This is a genomic window from Halobacteriovorax sp. DPLXC-1, assembly GCF_036903125.1.
Classification (GTDB): Bacteria; Bdellovibrionota; Bacteriovoracia; order Bacteriovoracales; family Bacteriovoracaceae; genus Halobacteriovorax_A; species Halobacteriovorax_A vibrionivorans.
Genome location: NZ_JAYMCO010000001.1, coordinates 1,666,095 through 1,680,994, shown reverse-complemented (window position 1 = coordinate 1,680,994; position 14,900 = coordinate 1,666,095). Strand labels below are relative to the sequence as shown.

Annotated in this window: 16 protein-coding genes; 4 read left to right on the top strand and 12 right to left on the bottom strand. The window is 35.7% G+C overall.

Annotated features, from left to right (window positions below):
* Positions 1 to 4 precede the first annotated feature (4 nt).
* The gene (locus VCM44_RS08070) at positions 5 to 880 is read right to left on the bottom strand and encodes a hypothetical protein (RefSeq protein WP_115362865.1); all 876 of its coding nucleotides are present in this window, start codon (positions 878 to 880) and stop codon (positions 5 to 7) included.
* A gap of 208 nt (positions 881 to 1,088) precedes the next feature.
* On the opposite strand from VCM44_RS08070, the gene VCM44_RS08065 reads away from it, so the two are divergent.
* Entirely contained in the window at positions 1,089 to 1,337 is a 249-nt protein-coding gene (locus VCM44_RS08065) for a hypothetical protein (RefSeq protein ID WP_115362867.1), read from the top strand.
* Between the two features lie 7 nt (positions 1,338 to 1,344).
* Here the strand turns inward: VCM44_RS08065 and VCM44_RS08060 are convergent, their stop codons facing one another.
* Together VCM44_RS08060 and VCM44_RS08055 are read right to left on the bottom strand one after the other, a co-directional pair.
* Positions 1,345 to 2,481, bottom strand: coding sequence for a CpaF family protein (locus VCM44_RS08060; RefSeq protein ID WP_115362869.1), 1,137 nt, complete (start codon positions 2,479 to 2,481; stop codon positions 1,345 to 1,347).
* Positions 2,482 to 2,523: 42 nt separating this feature from the next.
* A complete protein-coding gene (locus VCM44_RS08055; protein ID WP_115362871.1) occupies positions 2,524 to 2,967 on the bottom strand; it encodes a cupredoxin domain-containing protein in 444 nt (147 codons plus the stop codon).
* Positions 2,968 to 3,176: 209 nt separating this feature from the next.
* Here VCM44_RS08055 and VCM44_RS08050 point away from each other — a divergent pair, with 209 nt between their 5' ends.
* Positions 3,177 to 3,587, top strand: a complete 411-nt coding sequence (locus VCM44_RS08050) for a response regulator (RefSeq protein ID WP_115362873.1) — start codon at positions 3,177 to 3,179, stop codon at positions 3,585 to 3,587.
* A gap of 8 nt (positions 3,588 to 3,595) precedes the next feature.
* Here the strand turns inward: VCM44_RS08050 and VCM44_RS08045 are convergent, their stop codons facing one another.
* The gene (locus tag VCM44_RS08045) at positions 3,596 to 4,081 is read right to left on the bottom strand and encodes an Hsp20/alpha crystallin family protein (protein WP_133296964.1); all 486 of its coding nucleotides are present in this window, start codon (positions 4,079 to 4,081) and stop codon (positions 3,596 to 3,598) included.
* A gap of 234 nt (positions 4,082 to 4,315) precedes the next feature.
* Here VCM44_RS08045 and VCM44_RS08040 point away from each other — a divergent pair, with 234 nt between their 5' ends.
* Positions 4,316 to 5,215 carry a hypothetical protein gene (locus VCM44_RS08040; protein ID WP_115362877.1) on the top strand — a complete coding sequence of 300 codons (900 nt, stop codon included), beginning with the start codon at positions 4,316 to 4,318 and terminating at the stop codon, positions 5,213 to 5,215.
* Between the two features lie 77 nt (positions 5,216 to 5,292).
* On the opposite strand, the gene VCM44_RS08035 is transcribed toward VCM44_RS08040, so the two are convergent.
* The 8 genes from VCM44_RS08035 to VCM44_RS08000 all read right to left on the bottom strand — a co-directional run bounded on the left by VCM44_RS08035 (position 5,293) and on the right by VCM44_RS08000 (position 14,091).
* Positions 5,293 to 7,722, bottom strand: a complete 2,430-nt coding sequence (locus VCM44_RS08035) for a COG1470 family protein (protein WP_162929620.1) — start codon at positions 7,720 to 7,722, stop codon at positions 5,293 to 5,295.
* Positions 7,723 to 7,765: 43 nt separating this feature from the next.
* Positions 7,766 to 9,514: a hypothetical protein gene (locus VCM44_RS08030; protein WP_334678488.1), complete on the bottom strand. Its 1,749-nt coding sequence runs from the start codon at positions 9,512 to 9,514 to the stop codon at positions 7,766 to 7,768.
* Positions 9,515 to 9,761: 247 nt separating this feature from the next.
* Entirely contained in the window at positions 9,762 to 10,718 is a 957-nt protein-coding gene (locus tag VCM44_RS08025; RefSeq protein ID WP_115362883.1) for an isopenicillin N synthase family dioxygenase, read from the bottom strand.
* A gap of 166 nt (positions 10,719 to 10,884) precedes the next feature.
* Positions 10,885 to 11,517, bottom strand: a complete 633-nt coding sequence (locus VCM44_RS08020) for a YggS family pyridoxal phosphate-dependent enzyme (protein ID WP_334678487.1) — start codon at positions 11,515 to 11,517, stop codon at positions 10,885 to 10,887.
* Positions 11,514 to 11,846 carry a hypothetical protein gene (locus tag VCM44_RS08015; protein WP_115362887.1) on the bottom strand — a complete coding sequence of 111 codons (333 nt, stop codon included), beginning with the start codon at positions 11,844 to 11,846 and terminating at the stop codon, positions 11,514 to 11,516. Before VCM44_RS08015 ends, VCM44_RS08020 begins: the two co-directional genes overlap by 4 nt.
* Positions 11,846 to 12,274 carry a type II toxin-antitoxin system RatA family toxin gene (locus VCM44_RS08010; RefSeq protein ID WP_115362889.1) on the bottom strand — a complete coding sequence of 143 codons (429 nt, stop codon included), beginning with the start codon at positions 12,272 to 12,274 and terminating at the stop codon, positions 11,846 to 11,848. Before VCM44_RS08010 ends, VCM44_RS08015 begins: the two co-directional genes overlap by 1 nt.
* A gap of 37 nt (positions 12,275 to 12,311) precedes the next feature.
* The gene (gene glpX, locus VCM44_RS08005) at positions 12,312 to 13,265 is read right to left on the bottom strand and encodes a class II fructose-bisphosphatase (protein WP_115362891.1); all 954 of its coding nucleotides are present in this window, start codon (positions 13,263 to 13,265) and stop codon (positions 12,312 to 12,314) included.
* Positions 13,266 to 13,371: 106 nt separating this feature from the next.
* Positions 13,372 to 14,091 (bottom strand): PilZ domain-containing protein, encoded by a 720-nt coding sequence (locus tag VCM44_RS08000; protein ID WP_115362893.1) that lies wholly within the window; start codon positions 14,089 to 14,091, stop codon positions 13,372 to 13,374.
* Between the two features lie 114 nt (positions 14,092 to 14,205).
* On the opposite strand from VCM44_RS08000, the gene pgsA reads away from it, so the two are divergent.
* A complete protein-coding gene (gene pgsA, locus VCM44_RS07995) occupies positions 14,206 to 14,886 on the top strand; it encodes a CDP-diacylglycerol--glycerol-3-phosphate 3-phosphatidyltransferase (protein ID WP_334678486.1) in 681 nt (226 codons plus the stop codon).
* Positions 14,887 to 14,900: the final 14 nt, after the last annotated feature.

The following is a 14,900-nucleotide window of genomic DNA, read 5'->3' as shown; positions in this document are numbered from 1 at the left end:
ATTTTTATTTTCTAATTACTTTCTTATCAAGTTTATCGACGAATGCTACCGCTGAAGTATTAGAGATTGCAGTGTATTGATACGAATCTAAAATTTCAGACTGAACATCTTTTTTAAGCACATATATATTTTGTAGCTTTTTCTTATCTGTATTTGACTTAGCAAGGCCCTCAAGTTGTTTATTAATTGCCTTAAGCTCACCAATATATGTATTAATTTGAATCTCTTCACCAAGACCTAGCATTTTATTCTTGGCCTCTTTAAAGATAGAAACTAATCCCTTATCTTTCTTTTGAGTATTATTAAGTGTTGCTACAACTTCATAACTTGCACGACAATTAGTGATTCGCCCAGAAAGTTTCGGACATTCAAATTTTAACTTTTTAATTTCATACTTAACAGTTGTCTGATCTTTAAATCCGATTCTAGACATTAAACGATTAAGGTTTGAAGTAATATCATTTTTAAGAACCTTAGCTGCTTGCTTACTCTCCAATGTTAATCCACCATGAGAAAGCTTTGCCATTGTAGTGGCCTTATTTGAATTGATTTTTACTATTTTTTCTTTCGAAATATCGAGATTAATTAGACTTGTCTTCGTTGTGAAAATCGACTCATCAACTGCCACTTCAACACTCTCAACTTGCTTCTTCTTATCTTTAATCTCAACTTCTAACGATGGCCTTTCAATTCGAGTAAATGCAAGCTCTTTAAACTCACCATTACCGTGATTTTTCATCGTAAAAATTTGCTTCGATTTTAATCTAACTGAGATAGAGCTAATATCGTCTTTAATATTTGCATCTGTGGCAAATGTTAACCCTGCATAAGTGACTAGGGCCAACTTCAGAATGTTTCTACTGAAAGCACTTAATTTCATTTATTTCTATCCTCTCGTCCTAATGTGTGTGTTCTTTTTCCATATTCATTCTATCAATTCAAAAGACTATTTTCTTGTTCGTTGAAAATATGAAAGGCCATGTTAAAAATTTTGTCACTAAAATTTAGTCAAAGATTACAGACACTTACAGGAATCTGCGTAGTACAAAATAATTGCTTTTTATTTTATTGTAATTACAATTAATTATATGAAGATTGATGTAGATATTGACAAGTTTTCAGGGGGTTATAAGCTTACTTTCCCTCTTAGTGAATTCAACGACTTAACAGACTCTAAGATGGCCATTGCCATTATTAAAGTCTTCAGTGCCGATATGGAGCTTGAGCCAGAACTCAGTCCTGATGACATTGATGACATAATTGATAAGACCAAAGAGCTAGAGCAAGAGCGCTTTATCGTGGAAATCTACGAAGACGGTATTGAAGTCGATATTTAGATAATTCCTAAGCAGCTTTCTTCTTAACAAGTGGTCTTGCCCAGTCTGGAGCAAGAAAATTCTGCTTTGGAAAAGGTAGTTTGTGAACCACAATATCTTCAAAGAATGTAGGAACATAATTACAAGGAACCATTTCACCGATATACTTTCCAGTCTCAGGATCCTTTCCTGTTTGAACCCATCTAAATATATCGCGAGTTATATAATTCCCATTATTATCAACACCAAGTACTTCTGAGATATGTGATGTACGTCTACCACCATCATGATAGCGACTACATTGAACAATGATTTGCAGTGCACTTCCAACCATTTTACGAATCGCATCCGGTGGTATTTTAGTCTCACCCATAAGGCAAAGAGTTTCTAAACGAGTACAAGCATCCACAGGATTATTTGCGTGAACTGTCCCCATTGAACCATCGTGACCAGTATTCATAACCTGAACAAGATCAAGCGCTTCATCCCCACGAACCTCTCCTACAATAATACGATCAGGACGTAGTCTCATGGCCGAGATAACAAGATCTCTAATAGTAATTTCACCTAGACCTTTTAATTCATCGGCCTTACGTGTTTCAAAATTTACAACGTGCTCAGCATCTACTTGTAGCTCGGCCGCATCTTCAATAATTATTAATCTTTGAGTCTTAGGAATACGCCCACCAAGAACGTTAAGCATAGTGGTCTTACCAGAACCAGTACCACCTGATACCAAAATATTCTTACCTAAATAAACACAAATATCTAAGAACCTTGCGGCAACATCTGACATCGAACCAAACTCAATGAGATCCTTTAAAGTTAAGCTATCTTTTGAAAACTTACGAATGGCAACAGTGGTACCATTCTTTGCCATTGGAGGAAGGACAACGTGGATACGAGAGCCATCTGGTAATCTTGCATCCAGACGTGGATTATCTTCATCAATTGTACGATTTACAGATTGAGCAATGGCACGCATTGCTGAAATCAATGTACCCTCATCTTCAAATTCATTAGGAACTTTAAAAACTAATCCTTTCTTTTCGACAAAGATTTCATGTGGCCCATTAATCATGACCTCAGAAACACCTTCATCTTCTAAAAGATCCCCAATAGGTGAAAGTAAATTTTTAATTGCATCCGTAAATACAGAAGACATAATCCCTCACATGCTAATTATTCCTAAGCTTAAGTAAAATTCCTACTCTTCCTTAGGTTGCCATACTCTAACGTTATCACGTCGAGTAGAAGCTAAATCCCTCTTTTTCTTCTTTTGATCCTTCGGGTGATCAATAACTGTAAAGCTTCCGCTAATCTCTCCTGATGGGCAATAGAACTTAAAGCGCCCTGGAGAATCGAGAAAGATCGTGGCCTCACGAACTTCTCCCTTTTTGGCCTCGACATAAACATCATGCTCTTTCATAATAAAACAGCTTGGACGATCAGTAGCGGCCGTTACAAATAAGCTAACTCTTTCCCCTACAAATGCAGTGATATTTTCAGGATAGAAACCCTTCTCACTTGCTATTACAGAAATGCTTCTTCTTGGAACATCAAAGGATGTTTTTTTGAAATAGTCTTCTTCAATTCCAAAAGAATCAATTGATAAGAAGAGCGCAAATAAGGTCATAACGAAGCTTTTCATAACTGTTTTATCGGCATTTTATGCCCCATACTTTAGTTTCTTGCTCAAATTTGGCCAAAAAAAGATCAGACATATTATCGTAATTCCAGCTAGTTATATTTATTAATAAATCTTAAAGTTTTTTAACTAAGAATTATTGATAGTTAGATCTAAGATGAGTCTAGACAACTAATAGAGCTTAACGCCCAATAATCAATGAGGATATCAACATGAAGGCCCTAATTATTGATGACCGCAAAAGAATATCAGAATCTTTAAAACTACTTATTTCACAAAGTGGCTACTTCTCTAATGTATCGACAGTAACTAATGGGATTGATGCCTGTGAGGAAATTAAAAAGGATCGCTATGATCTGATTGTTCTAGACTTAAACCTACCTGAGATGGGAGGAAAAGAAGTCTTACAATATATTGAAAGACTTTATCATCTAGAAGAAAGAAATAAGGAGAACTACCCTCATATTATGCTTATTTCTGGGGACCTCGATTTAGGCAAAATTGATAATGCATCTCAGATAAATGTGGAGCAGGTTCTAACAAAGCCATTTAGCGCAAAAGACTTCAATCATAAGCTATATGCAATTCTTGAAAATCTCAATGGTGAGATTATTGCGGCTTAGTCTTTATATTAAATAGAATTTTTAGGAAGCTTTTCTTTAAAAGATAAGACAATATTACCATCATCCATCTTCATATCGACACTAGTAGTATCGAGGCTCGACTTAATAGGAATACTTTGTGAGAAGTTAAATTTTGAAAATGAGTTCTTCGACTTAGAGACTTTCATCCCACTTAGAACAACCATTCCCTCTTTTACATCGATATTGACTTCGTCGTCCTTATTAACCTTAACAACAAGGGTTTTCGAGTCTTTCCAAAAATATTCTATTGCTTGAACATTTGTATTAAAGCGATCGGGAAGGCCTTGGATTTGCCCCATCTTCTGCATTCTTTGAAACATCTTTTGAATTTCACTGTCAAAACTATCAGTTGCCTGCATCTGCTTCATCATTTCTTCTCTCATTCGATTCAATTGTTCCATCACAGGATCATTTGATTGCGAGAATGCAAGAAAATTGAATGTTAACAATGTAAACAAAAATAATGATTTCATACGAGAATTCTATCATAATTCTAGATAGTTAGGCAATATTCGACAAAATATTATACCAGCAAAATGACGCACCAAACAACAAAGAAACCAACAAAAACTTACATTTAGTTACTTTGGGCAAAAACCCTTAGACATACCGTGAACTTTTTAGAAAAATCAAACCTACGCTAAAACAAATTGTATTAGTCAAGTTAATAAAGCAAATCAGACAACATACTTTCAGGGAGGACTGAATTGAAAAAAGGAATTTTAGCTCTATTGATCACTTGTGTGGCTTCTTTTTCATACGCATGTGATGAGCACGGAAAAACTGGAATCGTAGAAGACAACAACCTATGGATTCCATCAAATGTTAAAGGTATCAACACAATTACAGAAGGTGAGTTCAACTCAATCATCGATAAAATTGAAGCTATCTATGCTCCTATTATTGAAGCAAAAGGTAAAACTCTTGAAATCGAAAGAAAGTGGGAAGACGGAACTGTTAATGCTTACGCACAACAAGTAGGAAACACTTGGAAAGTAAGTATGTTTGGTGGTCTTGCAAGACACGAAACGATTACAGGTGACGGATTCGCAACAGTTGTATGTCACGAACTTGGTCACCACCTAGGTGGAGCACCAAAGAAATCAAGCTGGTGGGGATCATCTTGGGCATCAAACGAAGGTCAAGCTGATTACTTCGCAACTTCTAAGTGTCTAAGAAAGTACATGGAAAACGACAACAACATCAAAATGATGAACGAAGTTGAAGTTCCAGCAATCGCTAAAGAGTCTTGTGCAAAGAACTTTGTTAACGAGAACGAATATGCAATGTGTTTAAGAGGTTCAATGGCAGGTATGTCACTAGCTAACCTTTTTAGAGCTCTAAGAAACCTAACAACTGATCTTAAGTTTGATACTCCAGATTCAAATGTTGTTTCTAGAACTAACCACAATCACCCAGCACCACAGTGTCGTCTAGATACTTACTACCAAGGTGCTCTTTGTACAATCGATGCTTACACTGATCTTTCAGATTCAGATGTAAACACAGGTGCTTGTAACAGAGATGAGAACTTCACAAATGGTCTAAGACCACTATGTTGGTTCAAGCCAGGTGAGCAAATTGTTGAAGGACAAGCTCAACTTTAATTAAAAAATTAAATTAAAGAAATAAAAAAGGCCCTCAAGATGAGGGCCTTTCTTTTTATTAATTCGGTGTCTACCAATTAGTCTTTCTTACGATCTTTCTTCTTACGAGTTTCAAGATCACCATTGAATACCTTAAGTTGATTTACATAATCCTTGTATCCAAATACATCATCGTAAAGAGCTTCAAGTTCTTGAGCTAGTACAACATAAGTTTGCTTAGCTTCTTCATTTAGCTTTCCAGCTGCTGCTGAAGCCTTGTACTCTTTTTGAAGTGCACCGATTAAAGTATTTGCAACTCTAGCATTGTTATCCCAATCAGTATCGATTTGAGCTTCAGTTCTGTTAAGGATCATTGTGATTAATGTCTCAACACGGTCCTCTTTGTACCCATCGCTACCATAGTTAGTCGTTGAGTTTGTAAGAATAGAATTGAAGTAATCTGCTACTGCTCTGTCATAATCAACACTGTCACCAGAAGCACTACGAGAGTTCATAATTCTTCCACCAACTTTAGAAGTTGCTTTACCACTTACACCATTGTTGATGATAAATAGTGGGTCAAGTCCTGTTACACGTACTGGTACACGCTTTGACTCACCTGCTTTTAGCGCAGTCGTCGATGCTGTATAAGTATTTCCATCATTCATCGCTACTGAAATATCAACAGATGCTGAAGTCTCAGAGTTTGATGGGTTCTTAACAGTTACATAAACTGTTGCATCACCAGCTACGACAGAATTAATTTTAGTATCTGCTTTGTACACAGGAGCAACATCTAAGATCTCAATTCTCTTTGAATCAGTACTCTTTAGCTCATATACCTTTTTAATATCACTTCCATCAATACTTACTGTTAAATAAGCTGTATCAAATACTTCAAGATTATTACTTAATTTACCTTGAGCACTTTGTGACTTATGCGTAAAGTTTAGTGAAGCAGGTGCAGTAACGTATTCAGAGCGGGCACTTCCAGCTTCAAAAGATGATGAATTAAGTGATACTTTTACGGCACCAGACTTAAGACCTAAGTTTCTAAGCCCTAAAACAGACTTTAAAGACTCACCTCTTGTAAAGATTCCATTTCCATCACCTGAAAGGTCAAAACCAGTGATCTCAACCATAGGATTATTTGCAAAGTAATCATAATTCTTATTCCAAGAAGTAACGAATAGGTTTTCATATTCTTTAGCAAATGAAGTTGCTGATTGTGCTTTATAAACACCATCATATGCTTCTTGCTTTGCTACATCGCGTGCAACGATTGCACCTACCGCTTTACCAGCATCTTCACCTAGGTTACGTGCCATATTGTGAGTTGATACGAAAGCTTTTCCAAAGTGCTCTTTTGCAAGGTTTCTATAAGATTCAAAGAATGCATCTTCATAAACGGCCTTAAGATCTTGCGCTGACTTACCTTGAACTGTACGGTAGCGAGTTTCAAAAATAGGACGTGATGTATCGTCTACTTGCTTATAAACGATATTTCCATTTGCATCTCTTTTTACAACTTTTCTACCAGTTGGTTGACCATTAGCATCTAATTCATCAACTTCAACTGCAACACTTTTCTTGTGGTAACCAATTTTAGCTTGGTAAGCTTCTTTTACATCTTGAATATTTCTGTATGCAATTGCTTCTTGTTCTTCTGAAGCTTTAAACTTATTCCATGCTCTAGTTGTCGACTTCCAACCATAATCTTTGAAGTTATACTCTCCATATGCTGAGAATAGGTCCCAAAGAGAGATCGTATGTAGTCCACGATCAAATAGAATTGGTGTTGAAGAACACTTATCTGCTAAATTTGCTTTAATACCAAATTGTCTTGCAACAGCACGTGCTTGGATTCTTTTTCCAATTGCACTTGATGATGAAACCCAACCAGCATTAATTACATCTTTAAAAGATCCACCTTTTCCATCAGCTGCATAACCATCTCCAAAGCCTTCAAAACGAGGAACTTTAAGTACATCTGAATAGTCAGAGCTTGGAGCTGTAATTTGTTGATTTTCACTATCTCTTACATTGTCTCTAAAACGAGCAATGATTTCACTCTCAGTTGAGTAACGTGAGTCCTTTGATGCTTTTGCTTTACCACGTGCAACTGCATTTTCAAGAGTTACACCCTTAAGAGCACGCTGCTCTTCTTTTAGAATCTCAATAGACGGGTTAGACGTCATATTGAATCCTCTATATAGACCTTGTTGGTAACCATCAACACAACCTAGGTGTGTACCTTCACCAGCAGCATATACAGCGGCCATACGTTGAGCAGACTGAACACCACGCTCACACATTTGCGTATGCTCTTTGTCCATATTTGCATCATCGTAAACTTTCTTACACACTGTTTTTGAGATATTACTTAAATTTTCTGGCGTATAAATACCATCAAGAGAAATCCCATCGATTGATGAGTTGTAATAACCAGCTATTACGGCCGGCGCCTGAGTCATTAAGAAAGCAGCTACTAGTAACCTGCTCCTTGTGTTTTGTTGTTTTTGTTTCATTCCTTCTCTCCTTTTAGAAACATAAATTAATTCTTCTTGTTGTTTATTTTGTTTCAAATTCAATAACGTCATATTTTAAATTTAAGTCTTTATCTATAATTCCTTTTTTTATTAATTCATTAAGTGAATTCTTCGCATGCACACTAATTGCTTCATTTGATGAACTCATATCTCTTAGTATCTGCTCTTTTAAATTGTGAGCATTCACATATTGTGGATACTTAAGCTTTCTTTTTTCTACTTCACATACAACGTCTGTCATATATGATTCATACAGATTATCTGGTGTCTGTAACCCTTCTGGAGGATATACAATCTGTATTAAGTTTCTAATAATTGGAATTTGGTTCCAATTAGAAGAGATAACATTTCCAAAGGCCCAGTTAACAAAGTCAGAACAAACACCCAATTTTGAATATTTCTCTTTCTTATCTACCTTCTTCAAGGCTTTCTCTTTTCTCTTTGTTACCTTCTTTGCTGAACTTGCGTTAACACTCATCCATGCAAAATTCGTTCGATAATCGTTATATGTATCGCAACCACTAGAATCACATCGACGATACCCCTTCTTAATTTCTAAAAATGGAGGCATCTTATCTTCTTCATCTTTTCCCCAGTTAAAACTTAAAGGATAGAATCCCATTGATGTAATTCTTGTATCCCTTTCAATATCTGTAATAATCTCAGCATGTCTAAAGTCCAGCTGACGATCGTTAAATTTTAAAAATTCAACTAATTTAATGGCACCACTTGTTCTTGGGCTAAAGTCTTCAAAGAGGTCAATATCACTTTCAATCGACTTTCTAAGTAGAATATTCCCAGGCCCACCTAGTAGTGAACACACCTGTGTTGCTCGATAATACTTATATTCAACAGACTTAATTCCTAAGTCAGTTTCAATTTTCGTTGGCCTTAATTTGCTATTTACTTTAGCCGCCTCCAAAGAAAATCTATTGAACAGGATATTTACACGATTTAAGAGTACTTTTGTGTTTTTGTTATTTGCCTTTGTAAGTTTTACTAAGTGTTGTAAATCTAACACCTGCTTTGAAATTTCTTCATACTCATCAAGATCATTGATATCAAAGTCTTCTAGATCATCAGCAATACTATCTGCTAACCTTTTAAATTTTAAATATGGATATGACTCATCTGTATAAATACGATGACGTCTTTCACGTCTAGGTCCAATCGCTCTTTTAATAAATTGCTTCAGATTGTCTTCAAGTTTATAAAGTTCTTCTTCTAAAAGGTCCAAGGCCTCAAAGTAATCACCTAGCAACTCTTCTTTTAGTGCCAAGAACTCTTCTTGCTTCTTATAGATTTTGCTAAGTTTCTTTAGGCCATCTAGGATATCTGCCGGTATTGATATGTTATAACCATCTTCTTTTAAGTATTGAATTAAGGTTTCAACTGAGTTTGCAATTTGTGAAACAAGAAGTTTACGTGAAGAAGGAAGTCTTTTATATCCTTCTAATTCTGAGAATGTGATGATGTACTTGCCAACATATTGAATAAAGTCATCTAATTCTTTATAGGCCAATTCATCTGAATAATTTCCATCATCATCTTTTCCAAGCTCTCCTTTTTTAAGAGCTCTCTTATGAAGGTTTTTAATTTTTGAATGGATATTCCAATAAAAATGATAAGCTTCTTGCGTTTCCTCTTCATGTAGGAAACCTTTATTGTGACGGGCCACTTGTCGTAAGCGAGATAAGATCTTAGAAGAAGCTCGCTTTGATTCAAGAATCTCACGCTTTATCGCAGTATTTGCATTTGCGTTTGTACTCATTGATAAAACGAGGATTGTTAATATTAAATAAAATGTGGCCACTAGAGACCTAGAGCTTTGTTTTAAATTTTGCATACGAAAGTAAGTGCAATTCATATGCCACAGACGAAGTCTAAATATTAAGCACTTAATATTTAAAAAGTGTTCATTTTTTAAACATTTCTTCAAAGATTGAACAAAAAAGGCCTCCGTGAAGGAGGCCTTTTATTATTCGTAGTGTTGTTGTTCTGGTTTCCCAGTATTTGAATTATTTGATTAGACCAATCTCTCTAAGCCTCTGATTTAAGAAGTCACCAGCAGTGATATCTTCCCATTTCTTGCCTTCACCTACACAGCTATCAAGGCAAGCAAGTGACGCTTTAGAGTGTGGATGCACGAAGTATGGCATAGAATATCTCTCTTCACCAGAGTTATCTGGGTTAATAACTCTGTGAGTTGTTGCAGGAAGAACATTATTAGTTAATCTTGCCATCATATCCCCAGAGTCAACCACTAATTGACCAGGCTTTGAGTTAACATCTAGCCAAGTTCCATCGCGATCTAGAAGTTGTAAACCAGATGAAGTCGCACCCACAAGCATTGTAATTAAATTAATATCTTCGTGTGCACCCGCTCTGATTGAGTTAGTAGTATCGTGTCCATCAGTTGGTGGATAGTGAATCGTTCTTAAGATTGAATTTCCATCCTTTACCATATCTGCAAAGAAGTTCTCAGGAACGTCTAGACCTTTACCAATGGCCTCTAAAAGAACATTAGCTGTAGCATCCATTGATTCATAAAGATCAAGAAATTTCTCTTTAAAACCAGGAACTTCAGCTGGCCAAATATTTTCAGGGTAAATACCCTTATATTGAGAATCAGCTGCCAATTCGCGTCCAACGTGCCAAAACTCTTTCAGGTCAGGATGTTCGCTATCTTTAGCGTGCTCCATACCAAATGGTGTATAACCGCGCTGTCCACCATTCTCACCTTTGTATTCATTCTTCTTCTCAACAGGTAGAGCGAAGAATTGCTTTACCATTGCATATGCTTCATCAACTTTTTTCTGGTCAACAGTGTGATCATTAAGAATAACGAATCCATATTCCTTAAGTCCAAACATTAAAGTATCGACAAATTGTACTTGCTCTTCAGGGCTTCCCTTAGTGTAAGAAGTAAGACTTAATTCTGGTACTTTTCTTTCATTATTATTGGCATTACTCATAATGACTCTCCGTTTTTAAAGTCGAATTAAATTAGTTGATAAAAATTTATTACAGTGCGCATAAATTAAAGTCAATAATACCTAGAATTAGTTCAAACTTATGTTTGCTGTATTTTTAACGACTTAGAGGGGTAATTTTAGAAATTAGATAGTAAGAATACAATAATTAGGACTTAAATATGGCACTTCCGACCCTAATGCAGTCACTTCCAAGCTCCAAGGCCACCTTCATATCACCGCTCATGCCCATTGAAAGTTTTAGATTAGGATCAATCTCAATTCTAATATCTACTAGTTTTTGGAATGATTCTCTAGGAGGAAGGCCACTGGCAGCGGCCATTGTCATGAGTCCTACGATATTGATATTTTTCAATTCTTTTGCTGCATTATAAAACTCTTGAACAGTTGAGCTATCCCACAGGCCACCTTTTTGTTCTTCTGCGCTCGTATTAACCTGAATATAGAAATCTAATGGCCTAGCTAATTTTTCATCAAAGATTTTCATATGCTTTATTGAATCAAGTGATTGTACTGACTTTAAATTTGGAACTTGTGTAATCTTAGATATTTTCTTTGACTGGATGTGGCCAATAAAGTGCCACCTTATATCAGATAAGCCTAATTCTTGAGCTTTAAGTGCTTTAGGCAAGAGGGATTCAATTCGATTCTCTCCAAAGTCTCGATGGCCTAGATCGTAAACTTCTTTAATATCATCAAATTCACTATATTTTGTGACGGCCATAAGTTTATTCTTATCACCGATTTCATCTAGAATTTTTTGATAATTTTTAGTGATCACTTAGTTTTCTTATCATCTCTTTTTTTAAATCGTACTACGACTTCATAATCATCAAGTATCGACTCTAAAAGTGTTTTTGGATCAACATTTTTTAAATAATGTCTTAATTCCTCTTGAACAGAATCGATGAAGTCCTGCTTCGACTTTTTTGCATTAGCAAGAAGTCCATTAACGACATCATTTGGAAGAGGCAAATCATCAATCACTTTCTTGACTGCTTCTTCAGTCATAAAGGCTGCGCCTATTCCTATTGAAACTACCTTCTTGATGGTATCACCAAGTAGGCCTTCTTTATGATATTCTTTCTTATTGTCTTTTGAATCAGTCATTAAGATTTAGCTCTCTCATAAAAACTCTTCATCATTGACGGAAGAGATGTTTCAGTTAATTTATTAACAATCATTTTAGAACCAGGAATAAATCCTTTTACTTCAATCTCTAAGCTATAAGTGACTTCAGTCTTACCATCACCAAGATCTTTAAGATCCCAACCACCATCGTTGATTTTAAAGAGGTCACCTTTCTTAAAAGTCCATGCTACTTTATTAGGACGACTCATTTCCATATCCAATTGATAATTAAGTTTTTTAATCATATCAATTGAATACTCCACAACACCACTTGTCTCAGTCATGTCATGAACTTTAATATCATTAACACCAAGTACAAAGTCAGGATAAGACTCAAAGTCGACAATAACGTCGTATAATTTGTTAATATCAATATCAAATACTTCAGTTCGGCTTGCCTTTGCCATAATCAACTTCCCTGTTTAATCAATAAAGTAACTTATTTTAATAGCGTGGTTTTGTATCAAAGCGATGTTCAGCAACAATTCTTCTAATTGTCCCTGACTGGCTTCTCATAACAATCGACTCAGTAACAGCACCCCAAGACTTAAACTTAACACCGTTTAAGAAACTTCCATCCGTTACACCAGTTGCACAAAACATTACATTTCCGGCCGCTAGTTCATCGATATTATAGATCTTATTAATATCATCTATTCCCATTGTCTTAGCGCGCTCAATTTCCTCATCATTTCTTGGCTTAAGTCTTCCTTGAAAGTCTCCACCAATACAACGAAGTGCTGCTGCAGCGATAACACCTTCAGGAGCACCACCAATTCCAAAGAGAATATCAATACCGCTATCAGGCTCACTACATGCAATAGCTGCAGAAACATCACCGTCTCCAATTAATTGGATACGAGCTCCTGCATCCCTTACTTGTCTAATTAATTCTTCGTGACGAGGACGATCTAGAATAACTGCAGTTAAATCTTGGATTCGACACTTCTTGGCCTCTGCAAGTCTCTTTAAATTTTCAGCAGGAGTATCGTCAATATTGATTAGGCCCTTACCTTCAGGGCCAACTGCGATTTTTTCCATATATGTATCAGGAGCGTTAAGGAAATTACCCTTTTCAGCAATGGCCATAACAGCAATTGAATTCCAACCACCATTTGCACAAACTGTTGTCCCCTCTAATGGATCAAGAGCAATATCAAGCTCAGGTCCATTACCAGAACCAACTTTCTCACCAATGTAGAGCATTGGAGCTTCATCTCGCTCACCTTCACCGATAACAACCGTTGCATTACACTCAACAGAGTCGAGCATTGTTCTCATAGCATCTACTGCTGCTTGGTCTGCAGCTTTTTCATCACCGCGTCCCATAAGCCTAGCACTGCTAATAGCTGCCATTTCTGTTACTCTTACAAATTCTAAAGCGAGGTTTCTATTCATTGGTAATCCTTTTAATTTGAAATATTTAGCTATATTTTAGGAAGTTAATTTCCAAATGAAAAGCCTTGTTTCAAATCAAATGAAGAATCTCGAGGTGTTTTATGAATTATCCACTAATCTTACGCGTTAAAAACTTAAGATCCCCTTCTGAAATCAAAGACTCAGGGATATGCTGCACAAGTTCATTAGCGAATTCAAGCTTGTCTTGATCAATTGGTGAATCAATTAGGAATTCAATTTCTTCTTCATGAGTTAGAGGTTTGTCTGAAGGACGCACACTTAAGACTTTTCCAGTCTGAATACCTTCTCCATCAGTCCATTCGAGAATTGAATCCATCATAAGAATTTGAATTTTAGAAATTTCACCATCGCGATGGTGCCAAACAAAAATTTCAAATGGGCCATCACAACGCAACCATGTCTTAAGACCGATAGGCAGATCCATTTGTTCATCATATTCATGAATTGGTCTTAAATTCTTTGAAACATTAGAAACAGATAGAAAGTTTAGAAGTGATTTATCAAAGATATCACTTTTTACAAATTCAACTCCGATATTATCTTCTTCAACTCTTCTTACAATACATTTTACATTTACTTTCTGGTCATACCAGTGGATCTCTCCCGAGAACTCATCATCTAATTTAGCATTAACAACACCATCTTTTAGAGCGAGACTCATACCGCCATATGAAATATCTTTTACTTGGTAATTTACAGAATTATCATCTCTTTTAAAGACCAAGTAGCTAAATGGAAAACGTGGAAAAACACGCTTTTCAATAGATTGATGACCAGTTTTGATTAAATTGAGATGCTTTTTCATAGCTTCTGATATCCTTGTTTTTTTTGTTTTATCTAATTTATGTTAATTATTATAGACGTTTATGGCCTTAAGGTTTAAAGTTTAATTAATAGGAAAATTCTTCATTGAGTAGATATGTCAGATAACAATAAAAATAATGATAATAAAAAGAGCGCAACGAATACAATGACTGACAGAGAGTTATTAAGTGAATGGGAGATCGATAATCTACCTAATCGCTTAACTATTTTTCGTGTAGCTTTAATTCCTGTTATTTGCCTGACTCTTTATCTATGTTTATTTGAAGAAAATATCTTTAAGGCCACGCAAAAAACTCTTGGTTATATTGCTGCTTGGACATTTGTAGCGGCTTCTTTTACTGACTTCTTAGATGGATATATTGCTAGAAAAAGAAATATCGTCACAGTTTTTGGCTCTTTCTTAGATCCTATTGCTGATAAATTCTTAGTTGTTTCTTCTCTCATTCTTCTTCAATCACTTAATCGTGTAAATGTACTAGTGGTTATCGTATTAGTAATTAGAGAAATGTATATGACGGCATTGAGATTACTTGCAATGGAGAAAGGCCTAAAAGTAAGTGTCAATCAACTAGGTAAATGGAAAACAACATTTCAAATGATGGCCATTCCAATGCTTATGGCCTGGGATAAACCATTTGGTTTCTCATTCCCACTTGTTGGTACGATATTGATTTATTTATCATTTTTCTTCTCTGTATTGTCTGCGCTAGTTTATACATTTGGACTTGCAAAGAGAATCACTGAAGTAAGGCAAGCAAAGAAAGCAAAAATTTAAAAATACATACTAGG

Excerpts from the sequence above, each read along its gene's own strand:
- pgsA (WP_334678486.1), top strand. The coding sequence starts at position 14,206 with ATGTCAGATAACAATAAAAATAATGATAATAAAAAGAGCGCAACGAAT.
- VCM44_RS08070 (WP_115362865.1), bottom strand. The coding sequence starts at position 880 with ATGAAATTAAGTGCTTTCAGTAGAAACATTCTGAAGTTGGCCCTAGTC.
- VCM44_RS08035 (WP_162929620.1), bottom strand. The coding sequence starts at position 7,722 with ATGAAACAAAAACAACAAAACACAAGGAGCAGGTTACTAGTAGCTGCT.
- VCM44_RS08000 (WP_115362893.1), bottom strand. The coding sequence starts at position 14,091 with ATGAAAAAGCATCTCAATTTAATCAAAACTGGTCATCAATCTATTGAA.
- VCM44_RS08050 (WP_115362873.1), top strand. The coding sequence starts at position 3,177 with ATGAAGGCCCTAATTATTGATGACCGCAAAAGAATATCAGAATCTTTA.
- VCM44_RS08045 (WP_133296964.1), bottom strand. The coding sequence starts at position 4,081 with ATGAAATCATTATTTTTGTTTACATTGTTAACATTCAATTTTCTTGCA.
- VCM44_RS08065 (WP_115362867.1), top strand. The coding sequence starts at position 1,089 with ATGAAGATTGATGTAGATATTGACAAGTTTTCAGGGGGTTATAAGCTT.
- VCM44_RS08060 (WP_115362869.1), bottom strand. The coding sequence starts at position 2,481 with ATGTCTTCTGTATTTACGGATGCAATTAAAAATTTACTTTCACCTATT.
- glpX (WP_115362891.1), bottom strand. The coding sequence starts at position 13,265 with ATGAATAGAAACCTCGCTTTAGAATTTGTAAGAGTAACAGAAATGGCA.
- VCM44_RS08010 (WP_115362889.1), bottom strand. The coding sequence starts at position 12,274 with ATGGCAAAGGCAAGCCGAACTGAAGTATTTGATATTGATATTAACAAA.
- VCM44_RS08025 (WP_115362883.1), bottom strand. The coding sequence starts at position 10,718 with ATGAGTAATGCCAATAATAATGAAAGAAAAGTACCAGAATTAAGTCTT.
- VCM44_RS08030 (WP_334678488.1), bottom strand. The coding sequence starts at position 9,514 with ATGAGTACAAACGCAAATGCAAATACTGCGATAAAGCGTGAGATTCTT.
- VCM44_RS08015 (WP_115362887.1), bottom strand. The coding sequence starts at position 11,846 with ATGACTGATTCAAAAGACAATAAGAAAGAATATCATAAAGAAGGCCTA.
- VCM44_RS08055 (WP_115362871.1), bottom strand. The coding sequence starts at position 2,967 with ATGAAAAGCTTCGTTATGACCTTATTTGCGCTCTTCTTATCAATTGAT.